The following is a 19,636-nucleotide window of genomic DNA, read 5'->3' as shown; positions in this document are numbered from 1 at the left end:
CGCTCTTGGTCAATTACGACCAAAGGGCTACCAAAAACAAAAGTAGATTTAAACGTATGAAAAAGGTGGTTGTCGGACTTTCCGGTGGTGTGGATTCCAGTGTTACGGCATATCTCTTAAAGGAACAGGGATATGAGGTTATAGGCCTATTTATGAAGAACTGGCATGACGATTCCGTTACTATTTCCAAGGAGTGTCCATGGTTGGAGGATAGTAATGATGCACTTATTGTTGCCGAAAAATTGGGAATTCCGTTTCAGACTGTAGACTTGAGTGCCCAGTATAAAGAACGTATCGTGGACTATATGTTTAGGGAATATGAAAAAGGCAGGACACCCAATCCCGATGTGCTTTGTAATCGCGAAATCAAGTTTGATGTGTTTATGAAAATAGCCATGCAGCTAGGTGCAGATTACGTGGCCACAGGGCATTACTGTAGAAAAGGTATTATCAAAAATGAAGATGGGACGGAAACCTATCAATTATTGGCCGGTGCAGATGGAAATAAGGACCAATCCTATTTTTTATGTCAGCTTTCCCAGGAACAGCTTTCCAAAACCTTATTCCCTATTGGGGAATTATTAAAGCCTGAAGTACGTAGGATAGCAGCAGCAAATGATCTGATCACTGCTGACAAAAAGGACTCCCAAGGTCTTTGTTTTATTGGAAAAGTTCGTTTGCCCGAATTTTTGCAACAAAAGTTAAGACCAAAAAAAGGCTTTATCGTGGAGGTTCCTGCCGTATTGGAGCAGTATGTCCATAATGTTCCGGAGTTTAATTCCAAGATGGAGGAATTGGCGTTTTTCGCAGAAAAGCCGCACTATAACCTAACAGACGGGAAGGTAGTGGGAGAACACCAAGGCGCCCATTATTTTACCAAGGGACAGCGCAAAGGTTTAGATGTAGGTGGTACTAAAGAACCTTTATTCGTTATTGAGACCGATGTTGATCAAAATGTAATTTATACTGGTCAAGGCAAAAGTCATCCTGGACTTTACCGAAGGACCTTATTTGTAAATAATGAGGAATTACATTGGGTACGTACAGATTTGGCCCTGGAGGTAGATCAGAACATGGAAGTCATGGCTAGGATAAGATATAGGCAACCATTGCAGAAGGCAACATTATATAGAGTAGATGGGGGTTTGTATGTGGATTTTGAAGAAAAGCAATCGGCTATTACGGAAGGGCAGTTTGTTGCTTGGTATATAGGGGAAGAATTGGTTGGGTCCGGTGTAATTTCTTAATATGTCAAGGGCTACCCTCATTCTATGCTTAATATTCTCCATTTGGGGAAAGGCACAGGACCATGCTTGGGTATATTTTAAAGATAAGGATAGGGTAGTGGAGTCCCTTGCAGACCCAACAAGTATTTTAACTGAAAGGGCACTACAAAAAAAGAGTAGATTTAATATACCCATAGATGAGAGGGACGTTCCCATCAATGAGGCTTATATTGCCCAGTTAAAACTTCAAACCGGGATTGCGGTCAAGGCTAAGTCCAAATGGTTCAATTGTGCCCATGTGGTTGGCAATATTACAAATATTACCGCATTAATAGATCTCCCGTTCGTAGACCACATTTTCTTTGCCGATAGGAGTATTAGTGCCAAATTAACCTTGGCATCAAGAAATATATGGGACAACCATACAAATAAGTTTCAGGAACAAAGGACCGATTTTGTCTATGGCCATAGTGATACGCAAGTAAAACAGTTGAGGGTAGATGTATTGCACAAAAATAACTTTACCGGAGAAGGTATATTAATTGCTGTTTTGGACAGTGGGTTTCCCAATGTAGATCAAATGAATGCATTTGTCCGTTTACGATCCAACAATGATTTATGGGGAGGGTATGATTTTGTGGTACGATCAACAGACATCTATAGGGCCAATGTAAATGATCACGGTACTCGGGTGTTATCGGATATGGCAGGTTTTATAGACAGACAATTTGTGGGAACAGCTCCGGACGCCAGCTATATTCTCTTTAGAACGGAGGATGCTGCCAGTGAAACCCCGGTGGAAGAAAGTTATTGGGTGGAGGCAGCTGAGAGGGCAGATAGTCTTGGGGTAGATATTATCAATAGCTCTTTGGGTTACAGCACTTATGATGATCCCAGATATAATTATTCACCTGCAGATATGGACGGTAATACCGCTTTTATTTCCAAAGGGGCCAATATAGCTACGGAAAAAGGAATTTTAGTTGTGAATTCGGCAGGGAATTCCGGGGATAGTAATTGGGGAATAATTACGGCCCCTGCGGATGCCAACGTTTTTGGTGTTGGTGCAGTTGATGGAAATGGCAATTATGCGAATTTTAGTTCAAGGGGACCAAGCTCGGACGGCAGGATAAAACCGGATGGGATGGCTATGGGGGAAAGGGCAACAGTTATTGGTCCGGATGATCGACTCGTACCAAACAATGGGACTTCTTTTGCTTCACCTATAATGGCAGGTGCCATAGCTTCTTTTTGGCAGGCGTTCCCACAAAAAACCAACCTTGAGATTATGGCAATGGTACGGGAATCATCTTCCCATTATCAAAACCCAAACTCCCAAATGGGCTATGGTATACCTAATTTTTCCTTACCATTGGTGATGTTGGGGATAAATGAATCCGATTTGGATGAGACTTTGTGGTACCTATTTCCGAATCCCTCCAAATCCGAGTTTCAGGTAGAACTTCCTCCGACCTATGGCAGTGCCTCAATATCACTTTTTGACACCTACGGAAAACTAATTTTGCAAAAACAAATTACTCCAAACAATCAGGAAATCCCTGTGGAAAATTTAAGTAGGGCTTTGTATATTGTGGAGGTGAGGGTTGATGGTGTTCGTAAGGAATTTAAATTTATTAAAAACTAATGGGAAATAGAATAACCGATCTTTTTGGAATAGAATACCCATTAATTCAAGCTGGAATGGTTTGGGCCAGCGGATGGCGTTTGGCTTCAGCGGTTTCCAATGCGGGAGGACTAGGTGTATTGGGAGCAGGATCCATGTACCCTGAGGTACTGCGTAAACATATAGGGAAATGTAAATTGGCTACCAATAAGCCTTTTGCCGTAAATGTGCCCATGCTTTATCCGGATATTGATAGGCTAATGGATATTATTGTAGACCTAGGTGTAAAGATTGTATTTACATCGGCTGGCAATCCAAAAACTTGGACCTCCTTTTTAAAAAATAAGGGGATTACAGTAGTACATGTGGTGAGTAGTGTAAAATTTGCCCAAAAGGCTGAGGAAGCAGGAGTAGACGCTATTGTAGCGGAAGGTTTTGAGGCCGGTGGACATAATGGAAGGGATGAGACCACTACATTGACATTAATTCCTGCCGTGAAAGAAAAGATAAGTATTCCTCTAATAGCTGCTGGGGGAATAGCTACAGGTAGGGCAATGTTGGCCGTTATGGTTTTGGGTGCCGATGGGGTCCAGGTAGGTAGTAGATTTGTAGCCAGTGATGAAGCATCTTCCCATCCCTTGTTTAAGCAAAAAGTGGTAGAGGCTGGTGAAGGGGCAACCCTTTTGACCTTAAAGGAATTGGCTCCGGTACGATTGATAAAAAATAAATTTTTTCACGACATACAGCAGGCCTATGCCGATTGTGCTTCCGTAGAGGAACTAAAAGTGCTGTTGGGCCGTGCGCGTGCCAAAAGAGGTATGTTCGAGGGTGATTTGGAAGAAGGAGAATTGGAAATAGGCCAAGTTGCCGCTATTATCCATGATATTAAACCCGCTGCGCAAATCGTGTCCGATCTAATAAAGGAATTTACACTTGCGAAGGCCGAGGTGAAGCGTTTGTAAAATTGTTATTATTTAAGGTATTTTGCCAAACCTAGGTTGCATAACGCAATTGGGGAAACCACTTTTCCAAACCCAATAGCATTGAAGTGTAACTTCACTTGCAAATTATCTTTTCAAAGTTATAGTATAGATGATGTTATCTTTATATCTGCATGTTTCCAAGCGGTATCAAATTCTTGCCTGATTATTTTAGCTTCTTCCAATTTACTTTGCCCAATTAGGCTTTCGTGTAGACCCATTAAAGACCAACCATTCTGGCGTAGAACTGCTAGATCTTCCTTATACAATTTTTCAGCTTCCGAAAATCTTTCAGCTTTTAACAAGATGGCACCCAATGTCTGCCTCACGGGTATATGCCAGGCAGTTGGCTCGCTGTAAATTAAATGATCCTCAAGGTAAATGGCTTTTGATAGGTGCTCCAGGGCCTTGGGTATATCGCCTTCTGCGGCGGCAATCTCACCCGAAATAACGGCATGGGCAATCTGAGCAATAATTGAGGATGGATTGGTATAATTGGCAACTACCGTTTCCAACTGCGGGTCGTTCTTCATAACGGTAAGAGCTTCTTGTTCTTCCATGGCCTCCTTAATGTTATTTTTTCTAATAAAGGCAATGCCCCTTGCATAGTGCCAAATAAGTTTTAGGTGTTTATATTCATCGCCCGGATAGGGTATTGTTAAGATTTCATTCCATTTTCCAAACCGGGTATAGGCCAAAAGAGGCGTGGATGCAAAATCTTGTAGAAATGGCATAGTTATCATTTCGCCAATAGGGACTTTTTCAGCGGTTTTTTTGGCGGCGTCAATAGCAATATCACTATTACCCAAAAGGGTAGAGGCAGACCATAGAAAATGTAAATTATGAGGATAATAACCCAGTGGGTACATACCCTGTGAATAACACTGGGAAATATAATCTTCATCTGCCAAAATAGCGGCCTGATTTACCTTTACGGCATCCTCGTACCTACCTACCCTTATATAGATATGGGAGGGCATATGTACAATATGTCCTGCTGCGGGCATTAGGGACCCTAGCTTATCCGCACTGGGAATGGCGAGGTCCGGTTTGGGAAGTTCTACCATATGGATATAATAATGATGAGCACCAGGATGATCGGGATTCAGGGCCATGGCACGCTCTAAGGCGGTTTTCCCCTTGAGTGTATTGGGAGCTGGGTTGCCATTATTGTCCCAATAATTCCAGGGCATTGTGTTCATTACTGAAGCCGCATATAAGGTTTGTACATCTGCATCGTCGGGAAATTTTTCCGCTACTTTTTCCATGGCATTCATGTAAGCCATATTTAATTCAGGAATATCCTTTGTTAATTCACCACTATATCTATGGGTCAAAGCATCTATTAAAGCCATTTCTTTTGGAGTACCATTTTGGGCCAAGTTTTTAGCTTTTTTAAGTGCTTCATAGGATTTTGTCCTACGCTCATCATCGGGCATGGGGTCATTTATATTGGGACCTAAGGTATATGCCTGACCCCAATAGGTCATTGCAGCCTTAGGGTCAAGTCGGGATGCCTCCTTAAACGAACGGTGGGCTTCGGCATGATTAAAGGCAAAGGTGAGTTTTATGCCCTGATTAAAAAAAGCTTGGGCCTTCTGGTTTTCGGTGCTTATGCCGAAATGTAAATTACCTAGATTCTCGAACAGAGGTGCAATTTGTTGTGTAGTGTCCACATCCTTCAAGAGGTATTTGGCAACGGTACATTTCATGGAGTAAAAACTAGCTTCCTGTGTTACTTCCAATACTTCCGGTGTAGGTTCGGGTGTCCAATAATAAACAAGTGGTAATAGCACTAAGGCTATTATCAAGAGACTTAATTTTGTTTTCATGATCTTCAAATTTTGTATTGATGTGTTAATTGCTTTTACTTTGGGGGTTATTAAGCTGCCATATAAAGCCAACCTATGTTTAAAAATAGATTGCCTGGGTTCATAATAGTGTTAATCCAATTTGCAAGGGGAGAATTAATAATGCCCAACTGAAGGGGGGAAGAAAAAACCTATATTTTCTTTATCTAAAAGTAGTGAATTCTAGGGAGTTATGCCAGAATCGATTTATTTTATTAGGGTATTTCTGGACAAAGGAGCCCATACCACCTACTTATATTCGTGAAGCCTCTACTTTAAAAGCAGCGGGCAAATTGAAAAAGCAATAGTCGAATGAATGCCACCTTTTTGGCAGTATTTCCAGTTTAGTGGCCTACCATTGGCTAGGTTCCTTAAAGAGGACCTTATCTTGTCCTAGGGGTTAACACCACTTATTGTCAATTTTCTCAATTAATTAGAGGACAATTTAAGGAGTAGTCTTTTGCGCACCAATAACTTTTAGGACAATACTTTGTGCTTTAACCAACTCTTCAGCATTGACGAATATTTCTTGATCGCCCTGCATGGGAGAACCAAAACCTGCCAATCTTCCTGATTCCGATTCGTCTTTTATCACCGGTTCTATACCTATTTCCCTTAATTGATTTATTATCGCTTGGGACAAAATAAAATTACCGGCAAATATCTTGGTGTAATTGGAATCCATTTTCTTCTGTGTTAATGAGTTTTGGGCAATTTACATAATTTATTTTTGGCTCATATTCTAAAAGTATTTATAAAGGCCTTAGTATCTTTGTTGCCCATGAAAGGAATAATTTTAGGTATTCTCATTTCTTTTTCAACTTTATCAATTTGCGCACAACTGCAGGAAGATAAGGTGAAGCATTTTGCAGCTGGTGCACTCAGCGGTGCCATTGGTGCGGATATAGCAGATCGTATCTCCGATGGAAATCGATATTGGAGAATAGCGGGTGCCTTCGCATCCAGTTTATTGGCAGGTTTGGCCAAAGAGGCTTATGATGAGCAAAGGTATAACGGCTGGGATAATAGGGACCTAACGGCCACAGTATTGGGCGGGGTCTCTGTTGGGGTTACCATTGATATTTTTTCGGAAAAGAAAAAAAGAAGGAACAAAGAGATGTTGATTAGCCTATCCAAAGGGACGGCTGTGAGTATTGAACAGTGAACATTAATAATCACGGTATCTTGTCCAATACGGCCAATATAAAGCATTAAATTAGTCCCCGAGCTTTTATTTCCAAGTATTTGTTGATGCTATTTATGGTAAGATTCTCGGGTTTGGTCAGTATAGTCTGCATGCCATACTTTCTTAATTCGTTGACGATAAGTTTCTTCTCATAAACAAATTTCTCTGCGATTGTTTTTTCAAAAATTTGCTGGATGGTCTCCGCTTTTTCATCCACAAACTTGGTCAATTCGGTGTTTTCAAAGAAAATGACCACTAATAAATGTTGCCTGGCAATAGCCTGCAGATAGGGGAGTTGCCGTTGCAGGGCGTCCAAGGTCTCAAAATTACTATATAGTAATATTAGACTTCTATGGTTAATATTGCGCTTAATATCGGCATACAATCGGCTGTAATCACTTTCTTCAAAATTGGTTTCCAAATTGTAAAGTGTTTCCAATATTAGGTTCATTTGGGAGCTACGCCTTTCGGCTACCACCCGGTTTTCAATCTTCTTGCCAAAAGCGAACATTCCGGCCTTATCCTGCTTTTTAAGGGCAATGTGAGATATGACCAAAGTAGCGTTAATGGCATAATCCAGTAAGCTAAGTCCGTCAAAAGGCATTTTCATCACCCTACCTTTATCGATTACGGAATATATAGGCTGTGATTTTTCATCCTGATACTGATTTACCATTAACTGGCTCTTTTTGGCAGTAGCTTTCCAGTTAATATTCCTAATATCGTCCCCTTGAACATAATCCTTTATTTGCTCAAACTCCATGGTATGGCCAATACGGCGAATTTTCTTTAGACCATATTCGAACAATCTATTGGTAAAGGCCATTAAATCGTATTTCTGCAATTGTAAAAAGGAAGGGTACACTGGGACTTCCAAGGCGTTTCCAAAAGTGTATTTTTTAGCGATCAGACCAATTGGGGAATGGGCAAGGACGTTTAAATTTCCAAAGGAATACACACCGCGTTCCGTAGGCCTAAGGTAATATTGGAATACCTTTTCCTTGCCTTTGCCTAGAGCGGTTTCAATACCAAAATCGCGCTTTTGAAATTGATGGGGAATTTCATCCAAAATCTTCAAACCTACCGGGAACAAATATGAATTGCTTATTTTTATTTCAATTTCGTTCCCGTCCCCATTCGAAAGTTTTTCGGGAACTATGCGTTCAGCACCTATTCCGCCCTTGGAGCCAAGAACCAAAATAATATCAACCAAAAAAATCAAGGAAAAAATATAGAACATCAATTCTATTGCCCCCAAAATATCAGGGACCATATAGGATATTATAAAGCCGAGTACCAAGCTAGATAAAACGATAAAAAATCGCTTTTGTAGATAAATACTTTTTATGATTTTTCTCATGATTTGTTTATGCTATACATTTCCCCATTGGATAAATCACCAACTATTGCGTTTGCACAGGATCAAATTGATAATGAACCTATTATCTTGGAATTTCAATGGTCTCCAAAATTTGTTTTATGACTTTATCAGGGGTAAAGCCTTCCATTTCCCTTTCCGGAGTCAATAAAACCCGGTGCACTAAAATGGGAACCGCTACTTTTTTAATATCATCCGGGGTTACGAAATCGCGACCGTTGATTGCGGCCAACGCTTTGGAGGCATCCATTATGGCTAGGGAGGCCCTAGGGGAGGCTCCAAGATATAGATTTGCATTGCTGCGGGTGTTGTTGACAATGCCAGCAATGTACTTCATCAAATTGTCCTCTATTATAATTTCCTTAATGGTATCCTGATAGTTTGCTATTTGCTTCGCCGTAAGTATTGAAGTTATTAGGCCTTCAATGTTTTTGTTTTTCTGACGATGTTTACTTTCCAATATCTGTATCTCTTCCTCCAAGGACGGATAATTCACTTTAATTTTAAATAGGAATCGATCCAATTGAGCTTCTGGAAGTCGGTATGTGCCTTCTTGTTCAATGGGGTTTTGGGTAGCGAATACCAAAAAGGGAGGTTCCATTTCATAGGTGAGACCATCCATAGTAATTTGTCCTTCTGCCATGGCCTCGAAAAGGGCCGCCTGCGTCTTTGCCGGAGCGCGGTTTATTTCATCGATCAAAATAATATTGGAAAATATGGGGCCTTTTTTAAATTCAAATTCAGAAATTTTTACATTAAAAATGGAGGTGCCCAAAATGTCGCTCGGCATTAGGTCCGGGGTAAATTGGATTCTACTAAAACCAACATCCATAGTTTTTGCCAATAGTTTTGCGGTAACAGTTTTGCCTACTCCAGGTACTCCTTCGATTAGGGAATGTCCGTTGGCAAGGATAGATATAATGAGCAATTCGATCATGTCTTGTTGACCAATAATCACTCTCCCCAATTCCGATTTTATCCTTGTTACCGAGGTCTGCAACTGGCCAAGGTCTATTCTGCTCTTAAATTCCAACGGGTTGTTATCTTCCCCTTTCTGAATTTCTTCCATGTCTTATTTTTTAAATTGATTCAATTTTTTGTTCAGTTGAATTACGTCCTGTTCACTGTGATGTGGTTTATTCCTGAGAAGTATTATGAAATCTAAAATGTCTTGGATTTCCGAAAGTGGCTTGCTCATTTTAGCGGCTAAATCTCTAGCAGTTTTATCGTCTATGGTTTCGGTGTTGAGGTAATAATGACTTCTGATATGCTCCAGGAAAAAGTTGATTTTTTTATAAATTAAATCGGTATAATCCCTGTGTTCGTAATAAAGGCCCCCAACGGTTTTGGCAAATTCAATGGATGAATTCTCCAAAGGTTTGATCACTGGAATAATTCGTTGTTCCCGTTTGGCCTTGAATATTATGAAAATAAATAAACCGATCATACTTAGATAATAGGCCCATTTTAGGGATTCTTGATTAAGTACAAAGCGCATGGGAGAGTTTATAACAATACGTCCGGATTTTTTATAATTGTCCCAATATACATCCTTATCTTTTAAATAGGAAAAGGCATTGGCAACATATCCGGCGTTCTCCTTTAACATATAATAGTTGGTAAACGCCTGCGGTGTAGTATTCAGGTAAAAATTCCCCTTACCAAATTTTATTCTCACAAAATTGGGGCTTTCGGTCTTTTCTTGGGTGGACGAATTTATAAGCCCTTCTTTAGGGTCGAATTCAAGGTAACCTAAAATAGTACTGTTTATGGTGTCTACAGAGGAGAAATGCGTATTGTAAACACCCCTTGAAAAGGAATTATTGGTAAGACGAATTTGTACGGTATCTTCTTTTATCGAATGTTGGGTTTCCAACTCTATATTTAGGGTGTCGGCCAAGAAGGTGCCAAAGCTGGTAGCTGCAATAAAAGTGTCGTTGCCATCATGTACGTACTGCAGTAATTGATGGGTTTCCTGTTTGTCAAAATCCAGAAAATCATTTATCAACAAATAATTGGAAGTTTTGGAGGAATCCCGACCTACCAAGATATTGTAAAGACTTTCGTTGGACGAATATATTTCTTGTCCTGGGAATAGATTTGTAAGTTCTTTGTACAAAACATAACAACCAAAAGGTATCTTGTCCGATGAAGTATATGATGGTCTCCAGTTCAGGGGTTTGGGGCGTACAATTTCGGTTACCACAATACCTATAAGTACAGCAAGAAAGATGGCCAATATAATTTTAGAACGCTTATCCATTGGTCCCCATATTATTTAAATTGGTAAATTTGACCTGGAAGGCCCTGTACCTATCCTCGTCTATCTCCTGTTCCCCGTACCAAATATGGTCGTACAAATAGGATACATCTTTAAAGAGCAGCTTTGTTTTCTGCCCTTTTATTTCTTTTTCATAATCCTGATTTGTTTTTTCATAATGCCATTCAATAATCTGTTGCTGTGAAAGTGTTTTTAGAACTTTTAAGTATTGATAGCGAATGCCCAATCGGTAATTTTTTTGTTCAATGGCATCGCTTATCAGAACATCCAAATCGAAACTTTCTATATGTTTCTCGGCTAGGTTAATATTTATAAATGAAGTAGCCTTTTTTCTAAATATGGCAGAGGCAGTTTCTCCGGTCAAGAATCTCACAAGCAGGTATATGGCCAATATGCCCATAAGGAAGTATATAAGGTATTCCAATATTTGGGTGATCCCCGGGGGAAGGTTTATGCCAAAAACATCCCTTAATCCGTTCATAAGCCAATTGAGAAAACGTGCCAATAAATTTTGGGATTCACCATCCTTAATGTCGTAGTTAAATTCCTTCCCCTGATATTTTTGTGAAAGATTTTGATCTAAAGACCGCAATAGAATGTTGCCATCCTTATCCAACTTTAACGCCATAGAATCTTTTACCTCTTGGGCGGACCCTGAGCATATGAATAAAAAACAGTAAAGGGTATATTGTAATTTTATCACTGTTCCTCAAGTCCTATTTGGTCTATTTTGCTTCTCGAATTTAAATTATACGTTTTTTCGTGCAAGGAAAAATACAGCAGACCATTTACAAATTGGGATAAACATTGGGAATAAACAGCTATAATCAAGAGAAGGCAGGTACCCAGGGTGTAAATTATGGTCGGCACAATTGAGGCACCTAGGTCAACATCATTTTGAACCACGTGGAAAGTGTAGATTCCAATGAGAATGCCTGGTATCATAATAACTACCATAAACAAAAGACCAATTAGGAATCCCAAGATAAAATTAACCCCTACCGATCTCCAAAAGTTTTTGGTCACCAAATTCCAACCTTCCCCAAGAGAATCGGTAACGCCTCTTTTCTCTTTCAACATAACAAAAAAAGACACACCTACCCAGGCCATTACAAAGTATTGCATTACATATTGTGCAAGCATTCCGGCCAATGGGATGAAGGTCAAAACAACCGCAGCGATCATAAGGCCCAAGAAGAGCACTATTAATATTAAAATAAAAACTACAATATCTCCTAAATTGTTTTTCACCTCTGCCCAAACGTCGGTTTTAATGAAATTTTGTCCTTTATTTTCTTCATATTTTATCATATAGGAAGTGCTTAGGCTATAATTCAACACGGCCACCATTAAGAAAATTAGAAAGAACAATATTCCACCAAAAATAAAATACATGATATAGGCTTCGCTGCTGGATCCTACCGTTTCCAAGACTGAATTTTGGCTGTTGGTAATAAGGCCTATTACCCCAGATACCAGCAAGTAACTTACAATCAATAGCCCTATAAGAAAAATACCATTGTAGCTTAAAAAAACATTGGTAAATTTTTTAAGGTTCTGTTTAAAAAAGTCGAAGTAGGTATTGATGATATCACCAAAGTCCCTATCTACCCTTAGTTCAATATATTTTTCTTGGTCTTTTATTTGCATAGGATTGGTTTAACAATATGGGATAAACGATATAATAAAACAATATGAGTAATAATGAACTGCCTATAATTAAAAACGCCAACCATGCAGGCATATTGGAGTACCGCGTAATAAATCCTTCAATAAAACCGGCAATAATAAAAAAAGGTATAGTGCTGACCACTACTTTCAATCCATCCTTGGCACCTTTCATAAAGGAGACGCGTCTGGAATAGGTTTTAGGAAATAGGATACTATTTCCCATAATCAATCCTGCACACCCTGCTATGATGATCACCGATATTTCTATGGTCCCATGAAGCCATATTTGCTTGTTGGCCTGATAAAAGACTTCCTGGGTGTAAAAAAAAGTAATGAACGCTCCCAACATTACCCCATTACTAAAAAGAATATAAGCAGTGCCAATACTAGTGATTACACCAAAGGAAAATGCCATAAAGGCTACTTTAATATTGTTGATGGTAATCCCCAAAAAACTGCCAATTTCGCTTCCTCCTTTGTAAATTGCCGTTGGGTCGCCATTCGCAATGTTATTGAGGGTTTCATTAACATAGGCATCCCCTAAAATTAATCTCACGAAAGTAACATCGTTAATAGCAGAAATACTGCCTATGGCTGTGGCCATCATAAAGATTAGGAATGCAATTCCCAGCGTTTTATGATATTGTTTAAAAAAAAGTGGGAATTCGGTTTTCCAAAAATCAATTATTCTATTCCGACTCTCTTTTTTATTTTTATATATTTTTTGATGGGCTTGGGAAGCTAGGGAATTTAAATACAATAAAGTCTTGCTTTCCGCGTAATAGGTTTGTGCGTAGGCCAGATCGTTGGTGAGTTGAATATAGCCATTTGCTAGTTCGTCCGGGTTAATGTTGGCCTTATAGTTGATAGCCTTTTCAAATGCTATCCATTTTTCTTTATTTTGCTTCACAAAAGCTGCCTCACGCATACAGGGATAATCATTTAAAAAATAAAAATAGTACTAATATGTCCAAACTTCAAATCAATACATCGCAAAATGTGAACCTGGATTATAAAATTGTGGGTATTGGTGAAAGAATCTTGGCTTTTTTGATTGATGGATTTTTGTTATATCTCTATGCTGCCCTTGTCCAATTAATAGGAAGGGCCATAGGATATGTTTTTGATGACAGTTGGACACAAATAGGATTGGTGGGCCTTATTTTTCTACCTGCCATGTTTTATAGCCTGATCATGCACAGCTTGTTCAACGGGCAAACTGTAGGAAAGATGATTATGAAAATTAGGGTAGTAAGATTGGACGGATCACCTGTACACTGGTCGAATTTATTGGTAAGGTGGATGCTACGTTTTGTAGATATTTGGCTTTTTGTTGGATCCGTCGGATTATTGACCATTTTGTTCACGGATAAGAAACAGCGTCTAGGGGATGCCGCTGCGGGCACAGTAGTAATAAGTACGAAAAATAAAGTTAAAATCTCACATACCATTTTGGAAGAGGTAGAGGAAACCTATGTTCCCAAGTTTGTTAATGTTACTTTATTGACAGATAAAGATGTACGCTTAATAAAGGAAACTTATTATATTGCCAGGAAAAGTCATGACTTTAAAACTTTGAAAGCCTTGCGAGACAAAGTTGAAAGTCTATTAAGTTCAAACTCAGATTTATACGACGTTCAATATATTGATACCGTATTAAAAGATTATAATTTTTACACTCAAAAATCATAACCCATGTTCTATTTTGTAATTGATATTTTAGGGATAGTTGCTTTTGCTATTTCGGGGGTTATGGTAGCAATGGATAAGAAATTGGATTTATTTGGGGTGTTTATCATTGCCTTTGTAACAGCTATTGGAGGTGGTACATTAAGAGATCTGCTTATTGGAAATACACCGGTTTTGTGGATGCAGGAATCTATCTATGTTTATGTAATTGCAGGAACCGTTATTTTTTCCATTGTTTTTAGGAGTCAATTGAAATATGTACGAAAATCTCTTTTTCTTTTCGATACTATTGGAATAGGTTTGTATACCATGGTTGGTATATCACATGGACTCAACGCAGGCCTACTTCCGGTCATGTGTATTGCCCTTGGGACCATTACAGCTTGCTTCGGAGGTGTAATACGCGATATATTATGTAATGAAATACCAGTAATATTTAGAAAGGAAATTTATGCTACGGCCTGTATAATGGGCGGCCTTAGCTTTTTCCTTATACGCAAATTGCCATATGACGATGCTTATGCCTATGTAGCTACCATATTGATAGTGATAGGGATTAGATTGCTAGCTGTTAGATTTAAGATATCCCTTCCCAATATATATCGCCCTGTTAGATGATGGTATCTATATTATAGGGCTTGGACTAAATTGGTTAAATATTCAGGTACTTGGAGTGGAAAACTTTCGGATTGATCGCTATTAAATCTTTATAGATTATTAAAACGCTTCCGCTTTTAGTATATATATGTTTTGGGAAGGCCAGTCCCCGTTGTCCACCGGTTGGCTGTTAATTTCGTCAACAACATCCATTCCTTCAATAACTTTCCCAAATGCGGTATACCCGCCATCCAGGTGATAAGATCCAGGCTTGGTAACCACAATAAAAAATTCGTAGGGCGATGCCAACTTATGGGGATTGTTTATTTCACTGCTGGGCATGGATACGATTCCCCTATGGTGTTTGTGGCCTTTTCTTGTATCAGGGGGCAATAAATAGCGCCCTATTTTAGACCTTTTTTCCGCGGTTTCTACATTGTCGGCATTTCCTCCTTGGATAATAAAATTTTTCACTACTCTGTGAAAATAGGTGTTGTTAAAATACCCCATTTTGCTAAGGTAGATAAAGTTGGCCTTGTGATAGGGGACGTTGTCGAACAATTGAATGGTTATGTTTCCCATACTAGTGGTAAGTTTTACCTTATCCTCTTTTAAGGTTTTGTTGTAGTTAAAGAAAAATTCAATGGCATTATCCTCATTGAGTTCAAAGGCCTGCTTTTCCTCCTCTTCTTCAGCCAAAGCTGGCTCCTTGGCAATAACGCTATCTTTTTTTACATTGTTTTGGGGTAGGACTTTTTCCTTTGGGGACTGCTGATCTTTGCAGCTCCCTAAAAGAAACAAAAACAATATTCCAAAAAGTGAAATCTCTTTAATTGCCATGTACTTTGTATTATTTTATATTAGTGTGTTAAATGATAACTATCCCTCTTATGGACGGTTGTTTTTAATTAATTTGCTGAAAAATACAAAAAATAGGATTTGTGAATTTTGACGAATTTTCCAATAGAATATCAAAAATAGAAAATCTAGAACTTCCAGGGAACGCTTCGCATTATAAAATGGCCCCTTTGTTCAGGTTAAAGGAATTGGAGGAGGGTAAAATTATAAAGAAAAATCCCAAACGTGCAGCAGTTATGGCCCTTTTTTACCCAAATGTAGCCAACGAGACCAATCTTCTCCTTATATTAAGAAATACCTATAAGGGCATTCACAGTAACCAAATTGGGCTGCCGGGTGGCAAGGCGGAAAAGAAGGACCTTAATCTATTGGAAACTGCACTGCGGGAAACCCAGGAAGAAGTGGGGGCCGTTCGGGAGCGAATAACGGTAATCCGTTCCATGAGTGAAATCTATATCCCTCCTAGCAATTTTGAAGTCACTCCATATTTGGGGTTGTATAAAAAGGAGGAACCATTTTTAATGCAAGCCGATGAGGTTGCGGCCATAGTAGAGGTTCCTTTACAGGATTTTATGGACGATAAGAAAATATTCCAACAAATTTTGAATACATCATACGCCAATAATGTGGAGGTACCTGCCTTTAAACTAAATGGTTATACAGTCTGGGGAGCAACGGCAATGATGCTGAACGAAATTAAGGAAATGTTTAGACAGGTGTTATAAGGCACTTATTTTGTAATTTTGAATGTTAACCAAAAAAATATGGGCTTGTTTAAGAAAAATCCGTTTGGACATAATTTGTTGTTAAAAAAGTGGCTTATACGTCTATTGGCCGTTATTACCCATAAAAGATATAGGGGATTTAATACTATTGAAATCGAGGGGTCCGATATTATTCGAAAACTGCCACCACAAAATGTACTTTTCGTAAGTAACCATCAGACTTATTTTGCCGATGTTGTGGCAATGTTCCATGTTTTTAATGCTAGTTTAAGTGGTCGTGAAGATTCCATAAAAAATCTAGGATACATATGGCAGCCCAAGTTAAATATGTATTATGTGGCCGCAGCGGAAACCATGAAAAAAAGTCTGTTGACCAAGATTTTGGCCTATGCCGGTTCTATAAGCGTGGAGCGCACCTGGCGATCTGAAGGCAAGGATGTTAACCGCAAGGTTAAATTTAGCGATATATCCAATATTGGTACGGCCCTTAATGACGGTTGGGTAATTACCTTTCCTCAAGGTACTACAACACCCTGGAAGCCTTTGAGAAAAGGAACATCGCATATTATTAAAAAATACAAACCTATTGTGGTTCCTGTGGTTATAGATGGTTTTCGCCGATCATTTGATAAAAAGGGTTTACGCATTAAGAAGAAGGGAATTCTACAATCTATGGTGATTAAGGAGCCTTTGGAGATCGACTACGAAAATGAATCTTTTGACTCCATAATAGAAAAATTGGAATATGCCATTGAGCAACACCCTTCTTTCCTGAAAGTTATTCCCAAAAGTGAATTGATGGCTTACGAAGAGGAAAACAAAAAAAGAAAATTCAGGGTTTAAATATCCATGTCCCTAAGATCCTTATAGTTCTTTTTAAGTTTCTTTAGGAGTATTCCATATAGTAAAAAATAGATGCATCCCATTACCAGGGTAACAGCAACCCCTAGAACAACTACCGTGGCAATCAAAGTGGTCTTTAATTTTTCGGGAGAAATATTTTCCGGTCTGTAGCTATAGCCCATGGCGGCCATTGGGTCCTCGTTCAAATATATTCCAACGGCCATTACCATAAAGGACGCGAATATTAAGGATAAACAAAAAATGACATAGTATTTAACGGTCTTTCTAGTCTTTAAGATGTTGGACAATAGTTGTTTGGCATTGTCCAATGACGATATTTCCTTGTATCTTTTATAGAATTGAAAGATAAAAAACAGCACCACGGAATATTGAATTACGTTGGAAACCAATAAGAAATTTCCGAGGCCCAAATCTTTCCATACTGCCAAACTTTTGGACATGGAAGGTAGAAAGTACAATAAATGGGGCAAGGCAAATTCAATAATACTTATGAAGAAAATCCATTTAACGATAGAAGAGGATTTCTTCCATATCATTTTATAAATTTCGTCAAAGGAGATATGTGGCAATTGTTTGTCCTTTTTTTGCCAATCCCTTTTTAATAATTCCAATTCATCCATCATATACCTAGGGATTTAATATGGTTTTTAGCTTATTCTTTATTCGGTTCATCTTTACTCTGGCATTTACTTCGGTAATACCTAAAGTTTGTGATATTTCTGCATAGTCCTTGTCTTCCAAATAAAGAAAGACCAAAGCTTTGTCTATGTCTCCCAATTGTTTTACCGCATTATACATTAATCTAAGTTGTTGTTCCTCGGTAGGGTCATATTCATCTGCTTTTATTTTAAAAATGACCGATTCATAATCCTGGGTCGGTACACTTTTTTTAGATTTTCTATAAAGTGTAATCGCCGTATTTAGTGCAACCCGGTACATCCAAGTACTAAATTTGGATTCGCCCCTAAACTTGGGGTAGGCTTTCCATAATTGAATTGTTATTTCCTGAAATAAATCATTATGGGAATCCCTGTCATTGGTATACAAAGTACAGACCTTGTGTACAATATTCTGATTGCACTCTAATTCTGTCACGAATTGATGTTCCAAATCTTTGGTCACTCGGTTTTAGTAGTTAGTTGATGATTAGTAGCCATAAATTAAGTTTTGTTACAAAGGAAATTCAGAAATATTAAGTTCAATACCTGTATTCCAATTTGTAGAATGACTTATGTCAAGAAACAGCTTGTTAAGACAATAGAGATATGGATATTTAATAAATAAAAAAAATCAAAGATGCATATTAATTGAAATTTGGGGGGCTTAAATATACTGAAAACTAATTTTCTTCTTCTTGATTAGTTGGCGAATGTTTATTTTTAACCATATTTACGAGTATGAATATTCCTAAGACTAGTTTTCCAAGAATTGTTATTATAGGCGGTGGTTTTGCAGGTATTTCCATGGCCAAAAAATTAAAAAATAAGGAAGTACAGGTAGTACTTTTGGATAAACATAATTACCATAATTTTCAACCACTACTATATCAAGTATCCACCGGAGGGCTGGAGCCAGATTCCATTGCGTATCCTATACGCAAGGTTTTAAAGGGCTTTACCAATTTTTTCTTTAGGCTGGCCAACGTGGAGGAAATAAAAACGGAGGAAAATACCATTGTGACCAATATTGGTACCTTGGAATATGATTATTTAGTGATTGCAACTGGTTCTGAAACAAATTACTATGGGAATAGGGAGATTGAAATAAACAGTATGGCCATGAAAACCATACCGGAATCCCTAAATCTTCGAAGTTTGATTTTGGAAAATTTTGAGCAGGCATTACTTACAGATCAATATCATGAAAGGGATGCCCTAATGAATTTCGTTATAGTAGGGGCAGGTCCTACAGGAGTTGAATTGGCGGGTGCCTTGGCAGAAATAAAAAAAGGAATCCTACCTAAGGACTATCCTGATTTGGATACCAGAAGGGTACAGATACACCTAATACAGTCCGGTGAACGAATCCTTAAGGAAATGAGTGAAAAAGCCTCGCAAAAAGCGGAGGACTTTTTGGAAAGTCTTGGGGTGCAAATATGGAAAAATACGAGGGTAACAGGTTATGATGGCAAAACAGTGACGACAGATACAGAGGCTGATTTTGAAACGGCAACCTTGGTTTGGGCGGCAGGAGTTAAAGGTGTTGAGATTAAAGGTTTAAATGCCAAAGATCTTTTGTTGGGCGGAAGTAGGCTGCCAGTGAATCAATATAATCAAATCATTGGTCATGACAATATTTTCGCTGTGGGAGATGTAGCCTGTATGCAAACCAAAGAAACCCCAAAAGGGCATCCAATGATGGCTCAGCCGGCCATGCAACAGGGAAGGAACTTGGGTGAGAATTTGGTGCGCTTAATTGAAAACAAACCCTTGGAGCCATTTGTCTACAAGGATAAGGGGAGTATGGCCACTATTGGCAGGAACAAGGCAGTGGTGGACATGAAAAATATTAGATTTCAAGGGGTTTTTGCTTGGTTTGTATGGATGTTCGTGCACCTTTTCTTTCTTATCGGGTTTAGAAACAGAATGATCGTCTTTGTGAATTGGGTGTACAACTATATTAGGTTCGACAGGGAAGCTCGATTGATTATTAGGCCCTTCAATAGGGATTACAGTGCTTTTAAGGATTAATGAGCACTATTAGTCAA

Annotated in this window: 20 protein-coding genes; 9 read left to right on the top strand and 11 right to left on the bottom strand. The window is 38.7% G+C overall.

Annotation, left to right across the window (positions count from 1 at the left end):
- Positions 1 to 5 precede the first annotated feature (5 nt).
- From mnmA to CWD91_RS06855, 3 genes are read left to right on the top strand one after another with little or no spacing between them, the layout of a single operon-like run.
- On the top strand, positions 6 to 1,247 hold the full coding sequence (gene mnmA / locus CWD91_RS06865) for a tRNA 2-thiouridine(34) synthase MnmA (protein ID WP_262509677.1): 1,242 nt from the start codon (positions 6 to 8) through the stop codon (positions 1,245 to 1,247).
- A gap of 1 nt (position 1,248) precedes the next feature.
- Entirely contained in the window at positions 1,249 to 2,871 is a 1,623-nt protein-coding gene (locus tag CWD91_RS06860; protein WP_103440233.1) for a S8 family serine peptidase, read from the top strand.
- Positions 2,871 to 3,812, top strand: coding sequence for an NAD(P)H-dependent flavin oxidoreductase (locus CWD91_RS06855; protein WP_103440232.1), 942 nt, complete (start codon positions 2,871 to 2,873; stop codon positions 3,810 to 3,812). The genes CWD91_RS06860 and CWD91_RS06855 overlap by 1 nt, the downstream gene beginning before the upstream one ends.
- A 119-nt stretch (positions 3,813 to 3,931) precedes the next feature.
- On the opposite strand, the gene CWD91_RS06850 is transcribed toward CWD91_RS06855, so the two are convergent.
- The gene (locus CWD91_RS06850; RefSeq protein ID WP_103440231.1) at positions 3,932 to 5,662 is read right to left on the bottom strand and encodes a tetratricopeptide repeat protein; all 1,731 of its coding nucleotides are present in this window, start codon (positions 5,660 to 5,662) and stop codon (positions 3,932 to 3,934) included.
- A 463-nt stretch (positions 5,663 to 6,125) separates the two neighbouring features.
- Positions 6,126 to 6,365 carry a putative signal transducing protein gene (locus CWD91_RS06845; protein WP_103440230.1) on the bottom strand — a complete coding sequence of 80 codons (240 nt, stop codon included), beginning with the start codon at positions 6,363 to 6,365 and terminating at the stop codon, positions 6,126 to 6,128.
- A 96-nt stretch (positions 6,366 to 6,461) separates the two neighbouring features.
- Here CWD91_RS06845 and CWD91_RS06840 point away from each other — a divergent pair, with 96 nt between their 5' ends.
- Complete coding sequence (locus tag CWD91_RS06840) at positions 6,462 to 6,845, top strand: hypothetical protein (RefSeq protein ID WP_103440513.1); 384 nt, start codon at positions 6,462 to 6,464, stop codon at positions 6,843 to 6,845.
- Between the two features lie 46 nt (positions 6,846 to 6,891).
- On the opposite strand, the gene CWD91_RS06835 is transcribed toward CWD91_RS06840, so the two are convergent.
- The 6 genes from CWD91_RS06835 to CWD91_RS06810 all read right to left on the bottom strand — a co-directional run bounded on the left by CWD91_RS06835 (position 6,892) and on the right by CWD91_RS06810 (position 13,124).
- A complete protein-coding gene (locus tag CWD91_RS06835) occupies positions 6,892 to 8,226 on the bottom strand; it encodes a DUF58 domain-containing protein (protein ID WP_103440229.1) in 1,335 nt (444 codons plus the stop codon).
- Positions 8,227 to 8,308: 82 nt separating this feature from the next.
- A complete protein-coding gene (locus CWD91_RS06830; RefSeq protein WP_103440228.1) occupies positions 8,309 to 9,313 on the bottom strand; it encodes an AAA family ATPase in 1,005 nt (334 codons plus the stop codon).
- Positions 9,314 to 9,316: 3 nt separating this feature from the next.
- Positions 9,317 to 10,507 (bottom strand): DUF4350 domain-containing protein, encoded by a 1,191-nt coding sequence (locus tag CWD91_RS06825; RefSeq protein ID WP_103440227.1) that lies wholly within the window; start codon positions 10,505 to 10,507, stop codon positions 9,317 to 9,319.
- Positions 10,500 to 11,153 (bottom strand): hypothetical protein, encoded by a 654-nt coding sequence (locus CWD91_RS06820; RefSeq protein ID WP_157943741.1) that lies wholly within the window; start codon positions 11,151 to 11,153, stop codon positions 10,500 to 10,502. The genes CWD91_RS06825 and CWD91_RS06820 overlap by 8 nt, the downstream gene beginning before the upstream one ends.
- A 71-nt stretch (positions 11,154 to 11,224) precedes the next feature.
- Positions 11,225 to 12,175, bottom strand: a complete 951-nt coding sequence (locus tag CWD91_RS06815) for a hypothetical protein (RefSeq protein WP_157943740.1) — start codon at positions 12,173 to 12,175, stop codon at positions 11,225 to 11,227.
- Positions 12,144 to 13,124, bottom strand: a complete 981-nt coding sequence (locus tag CWD91_RS06810; protein WP_103440224.1) for a stage II sporulation protein M — start codon at positions 13,122 to 13,124, stop codon at positions 12,144 to 12,146. Before CWD91_RS06810 ends, CWD91_RS06815 begins: the two co-directional genes overlap by 32 nt.
- A gap of 38 nt (positions 13,125 to 13,162) precedes the next feature.
- Between CWD91_RS06810 and CWD91_RS06805 the strand changes: the two genes are divergently transcribed.
- Both CWD91_RS06805 and CWD91_RS06800 read left to right on the top strand, forming a co-directional pair.
- Complete coding sequence (locus CWD91_RS06805; protein ID WP_103440223.1) at positions 13,163 to 13,888, top strand: RDD family protein; 726 nt, start codon at positions 13,163 to 13,165, stop codon at positions 13,886 to 13,888.
- Between the two features lie 3 nt (positions 13,889 to 13,891).
- Positions 13,892 to 14,503: a trimeric intracellular cation channel family protein gene (locus tag CWD91_RS06800; RefSeq protein ID WP_103440222.1), complete on the top strand. Its 612-nt coding sequence runs from the start codon at positions 13,892 to 13,894 to the stop codon at positions 14,501 to 14,503.
- Between the two features lie 99 nt (positions 14,504 to 14,602).
- On the opposite strand, the gene CWD91_RS06795 is transcribed toward CWD91_RS06800, so the two are convergent.
- Complete coding sequence (locus CWD91_RS06795) at positions 14,603 to 15,322, bottom strand: peptidylprolyl isomerase (RefSeq protein WP_103440221.1); 720 nt, start codon at positions 15,320 to 15,322, stop codon at positions 14,603 to 14,605.
- Between the two features lie 101 nt (positions 15,323 to 15,423).
- On the opposite strand from CWD91_RS06795, the gene CWD91_RS06790 reads away from it, so the two are divergent.
- Together CWD91_RS06790 and CWD91_RS06785 are read left to right on the top strand one after the other, a co-directional pair.
- On the top strand, positions 15,424 to 16,065 hold the full coding sequence (locus CWD91_RS06790; protein WP_103440220.1) for an NUDIX hydrolase: 642 nt from the start codon (positions 15,424 to 15,426) through the stop codon (positions 16,063 to 16,065).
- Between the two features lie 39 nt (positions 16,066 to 16,104).
- Complete coding sequence (locus CWD91_RS06785; protein WP_103440219.1) at positions 16,105 to 16,908, top strand: lysophospholipid acyltransferase family protein; 804 nt, start codon at positions 16,105 to 16,107, stop codon at positions 16,906 to 16,908.
- Here the strand turns inward: CWD91_RS06785 and CWD91_RS06780 are convergent.
- Both CWD91_RS06780 and CWD91_RS06775 read right to left on the bottom strand, forming a co-directional pair.
- Positions 16,905 to 17,552, bottom strand: coding sequence for a hypothetical protein (locus CWD91_RS06780; RefSeq protein ID WP_103440218.1), 648 nt, complete (start codon positions 17,550 to 17,552; stop codon positions 16,905 to 16,907). The genes CWD91_RS06785 and CWD91_RS06780 overlap by 4 nt on opposite strands.
- Positions 17,553 to 17,556: 4 nt before the next feature.
- Positions 17,557 to 18,051 (bottom strand): RNA polymerase sigma factor, encoded by a 495-nt coding sequence (locus CWD91_RS06775; RefSeq protein ID WP_103440217.1) that lies wholly within the window; start codon positions 18,049 to 18,051, stop codon positions 17,557 to 17,559.
- 275 nt (positions 18,052 to 18,326) lie between these two features.
- Between CWD91_RS06775 and CWD91_RS06770 the strand changes: the two genes are divergently transcribed.
- On the top strand, positions 18,327 to 19,619 hold the full coding sequence (locus CWD91_RS06770; RefSeq protein WP_103440216.1) for an NAD(P)/FAD-dependent oxidoreductase: 1,293 nt from the start codon (positions 18,327 to 18,329) through the stop codon (positions 19,617 to 19,619).
- Positions 19,620 to 19,636 lie beyond the last annotated feature (17 nt).

This window comes from Arenibacter hampyeongensis (assembly GCF_002909255.1).
In the GTDB taxonomy this organism is placed as follows: domain Bacteria; phylum Bacteroidota; class Bacteroidia; order Flavobacteriales; family Flavobacteriaceae; genus Arenibacter; species Arenibacter hampyeongensis.
The sequence above is the reverse complement of the archived record's forward strand: the minus strand, read 5'-3'. Positions and strand labels throughout refer to the sequence as shown.